Annotated in this window: 13 protein-coding genes; all 13 read right to left on the reverse strand. The window is 55.9% G+C overall.

Annotation, left to right across the window (positions count from 1 at the left end; genetic code table 11):
- The coding region (locus tag Q0M74_RS12440) for a hypothetical protein (protein ID WP_293954941.1) at positions 1-264 on the reverse strand (264 nt) is incomplete at its 3' end.
- On the reverse strand, positions 257-487 hold the full coding sequence (locus tag Q0M74_RS12445; RefSeq protein ID WP_293954943.1) for a hypothetical protein: 231 nt from the start codon (positions 485-487) through the stop codon (positions 257-259). The genes Q0M74_RS12440 and Q0M74_RS12445, both read right to left, overlap by 8 nt.
- Positions 480-851, reverse strand: a complete 372-nt coding sequence (locus Q0M74_RS12450) for a hypothetical protein (protein WP_293954945.1) — start codon at positions 849-851, stop codon at positions 480-482. The genes Q0M74_RS12445 and Q0M74_RS12450 overlap by 8 nt, the downstream gene beginning before the upstream one ends.
- Positions 848-1,507 carry a hypothetical protein gene (locus tag Q0M74_RS12455; RefSeq protein WP_293954947.1) on the reverse strand — a complete coding sequence of 220 codons (660 nt, stop codon included), beginning with the start codon at positions 1,505-1,507 and terminating at the stop codon, positions 848-850. The genes Q0M74_RS12450 and Q0M74_RS12455 overlap by 4 nt, the downstream gene beginning before the upstream one ends.
- Positions 1,504-1,716, reverse strand: a complete 213-nt coding sequence (locus Q0M74_RS12460) for a hypothetical protein (RefSeq protein ID WP_293954949.1) — start codon at positions 1,714-1,716, stop codon at positions 1,504-1,506. The genes Q0M74_RS12455 and Q0M74_RS12460 overlap by 4 nt, the downstream gene beginning before the upstream one ends.
- A gap of 85 nt (positions 1,717-1,801) precedes the next feature.
- Complete coding sequence (locus Q0M74_RS12465) at positions 1,802-2,311, reverse strand: hypothetical protein (RefSeq protein ID WP_293954951.1); 510 nt, start codon at positions 2,309-2,311, stop codon at positions 1,802-1,804.
- Positions 2,311-3,240 carry a helix-turn-helix domain-containing protein gene (locus tag Q0M74_RS12470; protein WP_293954953.1) on the reverse strand — a complete coding sequence of 310 codons (930 nt, stop codon included), beginning with the start codon at positions 3,238-3,240 and terminating at the stop codon, positions 2,311-2,313. The genes Q0M74_RS12465 and Q0M74_RS12470 overlap by 1 nt, the downstream gene beginning before the upstream one ends.
- A complete protein-coding gene (locus Q0M74_RS12475) occupies positions 3,241-3,756 on the reverse strand; it encodes a GIY-YIG nuclease family protein (protein ID WP_293954955.1) in 516 nt (171 codons plus the stop codon).
- Positions 3,757-4,073: 317 nt separating this feature from the next.
- Positions 4,074-4,565 carry a single-stranded DNA-binding protein gene (locus tag Q0M74_RS12480; RefSeq protein ID WP_293954957.1) on the reverse strand — a complete coding sequence of 164 codons (492 nt, stop codon included), beginning with the start codon at positions 4,563-4,565 and terminating at the stop codon, positions 4,074-4,076.
- 15 nt (positions 4,566-4,580) lie between these two features.
- Positions 4,581-4,952 (reverse strand): HNH endonuclease, encoded by a 372-nt coding sequence (locus Q0M74_RS12485; RefSeq protein WP_293954959.1) that lies wholly within the window; start codon positions 4,950-4,952, stop codon positions 4,581-4,583.
- Entirely contained in the window at positions 4,949-5,296 is a 348-nt protein-coding gene (locus tag Q0M74_RS12490; protein ID WP_293954961.1) for a hypothetical protein, read from the reverse strand. Before Q0M74_RS12490 ends, Q0M74_RS12485 begins: the two co-directional genes overlap by 4 nt.
- The gene (locus tag Q0M74_RS12495) at positions 5,280-5,948 is read right to left on the reverse strand and encodes an ERF family protein (RefSeq protein WP_293954962.1); all 669 of its coding nucleotides are present in this window, start codon (positions 5,946-5,948) and stop codon (positions 5,280-5,282) included. Before Q0M74_RS12495 ends, Q0M74_RS12490 begins: the two co-directional genes overlap by 17 nt.
- A partial coding sequence (locus Q0M74_RS12500; protein WP_293954964.1) for an HNH endonuclease signature motif containing protein occupies positions 5,941-6,296 on the reverse strand: 356 nt, incomplete at its 5' end. The genes Q0M74_RS12500 and Q0M74_RS12495, both read right to left, overlap by 8 nt.

Genomic DNA, 6,296 nt, shown 5'->3' on the forward strand with positions numbered 1-6,296 from the left:
CCCGGCGTGGGCGCGGTAGTTGAGGGCTTCGGCGGTGGCTTCGCGTTCCCACTGGGGGAGGCTCATCGTGGCGGTGTTCTTCGCTTCGATGGCCAGGAGCCGCCCGTGGCTGTCTCGCACATTCGCAATGTCACCGCGGTCAAGCGATCCACTTTTGACCATGCGGTCAATGTTCGGGTTGTCGAGGGCGTCGCGGAGGTAGTCTGCCATCAGCCTCTCAAAGCTAGATCCAGCTTTTTTGGCGCTGGCTCGTGTCCTACTCATCCGGTTTCCATTCTGTGACGTGGCGTGTCCACCTGCGGGTCTGGTAAATGCCACCGTTGGAATCAGCGGGGACAATCCGGTGATCAACCTCCACCGTGGCATTCGGCACCCACTCATCGCACTGCACCACCACACGATCGCCACGATCACCCGGTGGCGACATTGACCTACACCATCCGATGACAGTGCCGTCACCGTCGATCAGTTCAACGCGGTCACTCATTGCTCTGCTCCTGTTCTGCGTAGTTGGAGGCGGCGAGGATAGCCATGGCGAGGGTACGTGCCTCATCTCGCTGCATGAACCACGTCTTAGTTACCGTCGAGGTGCCAAAGTTGTCTGCCTCTTCTATGTCGACTTCCAGCATGACTTTGCCTTTGTAGGTATCGGTCGCCCATTCGTGTTCGCCGGGCACATACCACGTGGTGGAGCCTTCATAAGCAGGTTCCTGCATGTCCGGCATGAGCAGGCCAGCGTCAGCAAGGGCCTGTGTGATCCTGGTAGCGACCGGCACCCCACTCTTGTCAGTGGTCAGGCGGTCAATCACCCCACCAACAATGAGTTGGGCCTTCTGCGCGTTTGTGGTCATGGTTTCGGCTCCCACAGGACAGTGCGGGCAGTACCAGCCATCTCAGAGGAGGGATACTCATGGGCCGCGGTGGAGCTCCAAATCCCATATACACATTTGTGAAAAGTTGCGGCGAGCCAAGGAATTCCTTGCCTGCGAACCACTGTCCCGATTGCTGCGTTTTCGTAGTCCTCCACCGTGTGCAGGGTTTTCACCACAGGCTGCGGTTCCTGCGCGGGCCATTCCAACTTCGGCAGATCAGGCAACGGGGTAACATCCTTAAACTTCCGCTCAAGCACACCGTTTGCTCGGGTGATGAGCTGCGCGATCTCCGTCATCTCATCCACCCAAACAATAATTCCTACCTCATACCAGGTCTGAGCCTGCATCCACCGGCAGGCTTCCCGCTCTTCGGGGGCCATGTCCGCAAGGGTCGGCAGGGACGGGGCGAGGAGGGCTTCAAAATCATTGAGGATCGCAACCTCATCCGAAGTGGGGAAAGGGTTCCCAGCCCACATATCTAGCACCTCCCGCACCTTGTCGGCGTCGATCCAGTGATCCGGGAGCGACTGGATCACACGGACCGCGGCCTTAGCTATCTCATCGATCACCTCGCCGGAATTAACTTTTACCGCGCCATTTTCCGCCCATTCGCGGGCCTGCTGAATATCAGTCATTTTCCTGCTCCTATTTCGTATTGATGTTCCACTGCGGCATCCCGCAGCGCTTCATGAGTGCCGGGTTCGTCCCACTCCAGGTCGGTATCAAAATCTGCGTCTTTCACGTACTCCCCCACCAGGCCAATCAGTTCATCCATGTTGTTGACCCATGTGGGGTGCAGGTGAATCGTGACAGTGCCGGAATAAATACCGGGTCGGTCAATCATGGTGTTCCTTTCCGCGCCTGATTGCTTCCTGGGCGCGCCCAGTGGCCACGTTTAACGCGCTTCGCTATACCCAATGGGTCAATAGTCACAATGATGTCTCCTGGTCCTGTACTGGCTGATCTGGTGCGTTTCTGAACGCGCCTACAATGTCCCGCCACCTAGAACGAACATCCGGGGGAACATTCCTCTCCGAACGCTCAGGGATGGGGAGTAGCGAAGCTGGTCGCTTATACCCAATCGCATCACCCCGAGTCCCCTCGGAAATCTGCCGATCATGTAATTCCTGCCGACGCAACCGCGCCTCAGCAAGAACCCTGGACTTCCTCGGATCAGCCTCCCAACGATCACGCACCACATACACCGCCTGCTTAACTTCCTTCGGCGTTGCCATACGCTCCCCCACCAGCTCCATTGACCACACCGTGATCGCTTCCTCCCAGAGCTCTACATTCGGGAGCGTTTCCATGAGCTGCCCCAGGGCCACGGCCCATGCTTTGATGGTCTCCGGGTTGGGTTGGGGGAAACGATCAGGGACAAGGTCCTTCCCACGGCGGATCACTGCTGTGGCAAGGAGGTACTTCTGCTTCTCGTCCATCAGTAGAGTTCCTTCTGTTCGATGACGGTGCCGTCAATGACCCCATGGTCTGCGTAGGGATCTGCAAAAGGATCGCTGGAGAATGGATTACGTCCGTCGAGTGCTCCTTCGGGGAGTCCCAGCCAGTTTTCGACGGTGTTCGCTTTCCTCCCGGAGTGGGACTCTGCACGGGCAGGGAGTGGGTCATCCTCCCACCTGCCGTCGTTCAGCCAACCTTGAGGGTTCTTGGTGAAAGCATCGGAACGGTTCGGGTCATCGCGGTATCGCTTCATGCCGGCGATGATCACGTCCGGGTCGGTGGCCTTGATCGCCTTGACCCACGCCTTCTTCGCGGCCTGCTTTCCGACCTTCTTCGGGACGACTTCCCAGAACTCCTCAAAGCGATCAGCCGAAGGATGATCATCTCCCCCTTGGGGGACTAAGGGGGAAAGGGGTTCTGTTGGGGGTTCTGGGGTAGGGGTTATGGTCTGATGTTGATTTTCGGACTCTACAAGGTGTTGATTTTCGGACTCTATAGATACCGATTTTCGGACTCTATAGGCACCCTCTTGTTGATTTTCAACATCTACGGAAACCGGCTTAACTTTCACCGTATAAACGTTTTTTCCCTGCAACCTTGGCGGTGGACGCTTGATCGCTAGATGGTAGTTGCCAGCTTCATCACGGTATCGCCAGCGTTGTTGGATCAGCCCTACTTCAACGAGTTTGTTCTTCCCATCCGCAGCCGCTGACCTACTGACTCCGGCGTCTTCTGCGATTTCATCAATGGACATGAACCAGGTTCTGTCCTTCTGTGTGGTGTGCATCAGTAGGGCGATGTAGACCTTTACGGCAGATCCGTTGAGGCTCTTAAGGGTGGTGTCCCATACGTCTGCATAGAGTGGCGAGAAGATGCGTTCCCCGTCGCTAGTTTCGTGGTTGTAGGCCATTTACTTACCCTCCAAGCCATTGTGAACAATGTTGTACTTCGGAGTTTCGTGAATGATTGCCCGAATTTCGGCTTCATATGCAGTCTCTTTATCCTCGAAAAGGCTCCGGGTAATGACCGCCACCTCTCCGAACCAAGGCTTGGTTCTCTGGTGCTGCTCCCATCGCCTGATGGCGTTGCTACTTACCCCGACATAGAGAAGATCTCCTGCTGCGTCATAGAAGCGATAGACGGTATATTCCTCTACTCCTGTCCCCTCCCCGGTCGCGGGGTTGTGAGGATTAGGGCAAGTGCGCAGCCCATTAAGGTCAGCAGCCGAATAGAGGTAGCTCATGACGGTTCCACCGTCGCCATCTCCATATCGCCATGTAGAGGGGCATTCCTCAACGATCTGCGCTACAAGCTCTTTAAGTCGCTGCACCTGATGCTTTTCGGCTGCGATAGCTTCTTTCAGCTGTTGCTCGCGGTGTGCTTCATGCTCAAGTTCTTGCGTATTGATACAATGACGGTCAGCCATTACTAACACTCCTTCTTAGTGTTGTTGTGGTCAGGCCCTCGGTAAGTGTTTCCAGCACTTTCGGGGGCCGTTCTTGTTCTAATCATACCCGCTATGAGCTGCGTAAACAACAACCTATTCGAACAAATAAGCCTATTTCCAAACACTATTTTCACCCCTCTCTGAGTAGTGAGATGTACAAATCAAGGAGGGCATCGACCAACGCAATGCTGTAGCCGATGCCCTCATCTTTAAGCTCCTCAATCACCAAAGATCGAGCAGCAGTTGTGTGAGACACACGGTCTCCTATGTGTCGAATAATGCGAATTAGTCACCTATCAAAAGGGAGGCGTATCGTCGTCGCCGCCGAAGCCACCCTGGGGCGCTGAGTTCCACGGGTCATTGTCCGGTGCCTGCTGACCACCAAAACCACCACGAGACTGCTGCTGTGGCTGCTGTGGCTGGTTGTTCCACCCGCCCTGACCACCCTGCTGCTGGGCACGAGGAACCGGCAGTGTCACCGACTCCGCGAAGATCGACCAGTCATCACGCGGCCCGTTATTCGACTGCCACTCGAAATGCTCCACACTGCCGGCCACATTCACGAAATCCCCGGCCTGCACATTCGCTGCCACATCCGGTGCCTTGAACCCGAACACCATGACCTTCACAAACTTCGTCGGCCCGTACTCACGCTGCCCGTTCTGCCCCTTCCTCCCGGACGACCACATCGCGGTGAACTGGGCGTACTCCTTGCCCTGAGATGAGCGTTTGAATTCGACGCCGTCTTTGCCGACCTTGACGTTTTCCAGGGTGATCTTGTCAGCCATGCTGATTCTCTCTTTCTATGACGAAAGCCCCGCATCATTGCGGGGCTTGAAGTAGTGTTCTGTGCGACCATCCTCGGCGAGGATGACCGGTTGGCCACGATAAGTAACCGTCACCAGGGCAGGATCACCATGGGATTTCACCAGCCACCCATGCGAATACGACCGCGCTGGGTGCATATGGACGTAGTGATGACACGGTGCGCAAATATGAATCAGATTCACTACCGTGTGCTCACCACCCTGCGACCGCATCTGACGATGATGCATCTGCTGCGCCATCCCCACACAATGAGGATGCAGCAGCATCTCACACGCGCCATCAGCACGCTCACGGACGATCTCTGCAATGTCTTTGGGGATACGGTTCTTCGACTTCTTCCTGCTCATGCCTTCACCGCCCCATATGCCGCGTTGACCGACTTCGCCAGTGTTTGCAGGGCGCTCAATTTATCCCGGTAGGCACGCTGGTGATCAAGCATGTACTTGTACTCAACCTCAGCATCTTTCATCTCATCAGCTGCCGGGAAAGTGTCCTCCGTGGCTTTCTGCTTCCGATCCTCAATGCTGCCCTCTGCCAGCCGGTACGCAATTGCATACTCTTTCTTGAAAGCAAGCTCTGCGGTCTTCCACTGGTCATACGCATCGGAAACCGGCTTAATTGACTTACTCACCGAGTTGAGTGTTTCCAACAGCTCTTGCTCAAGACTGACCGGGTTAAGTGGCAGATCCATCTGGCATCACCTCACCATCCACCACCGGGGTGGGCTGAGCTGACTGCTGCATCCGCTGGATCGTCTGCTGAGTCATACGCACCAACTCGCCATCAGCCCGCTGAGTCGCCCACTTCAGCACACTCTGCAGACTGTCAAAATCACCAGACTTCTCAGTTGCCAGCAGCTTCTCCGCGAAGTCCTGGACATACTTCTCACGCTCCGCACCGCTCATATCACGCTGCCCCTGCTCGTAAGAAGACTCATCAGGATCTGGCTCCTGCGTCGGCAGACACAAGGTCTGAATCAGGGCAGTACGGAAAGCCACCGAATGAGCTTTCGCTGTACTTTTATCACCCCTGTCAAACGCGGAACCCCATGTAACAGATTCGATGTAATCACCTGCAGGCCCGTACCAGCGGACAACCATCTTCACATTCGTGGTGGACATCACCGCCCCCTTACCAGTGGTGGTGGTGCCGAACTGAGCTTCTTCAACTCGCGGCACGGCGAACACTCCATGATCCCGTAGCGCCGGGCCAACGTGGTTTAAGACTCCGTCGATCCCTCTGAAGTTGTATCCATCAAACGTGTTTGTACCTTCTTTCCCTACGGCTCGAACGCTCTTCATTACCCCGTTCAGGGCCTCGAATATTGTCGGTTTCTCACTCATTTTTCGCCTTCCTTCGCGCTCTCCACGCCTTCATATAGGCCTTCTGCTTCGCTTTGCCTTCGGGCGTGCTTCGGTATTTACGGGTGTTCTCGTTGATGCAGGTCTTGCAAGCACGTCCCTTAGTGACCTGATAGGTGTTTTCCGGCGTGAATGCATGCCCCCTTGCACAGTGCGTTTTCCGTGAGTGGTGATGCGTGTCGTGCTCCACCGAATCCATCTGGTTGCCCGAGGGGGTGTCATACCTGAGGTTTTCGAGCCTGTTGTCGGCAGGGTCGCCGTTGTTGTGGCAGCATTCCGCCCCCTCCGGTCGGGGGCCAACGAACGCGGTCAGAACAATCAGATGAACGG

This window comes from uncultured Corynebacterium sp. (genome assembly GCF_945649885.1).
Classification (GTDB): Bacteria; Actinomycetota; Actinomycetes; order Mycobacteriales; family Mycobacteriaceae; genus Corynebacterium.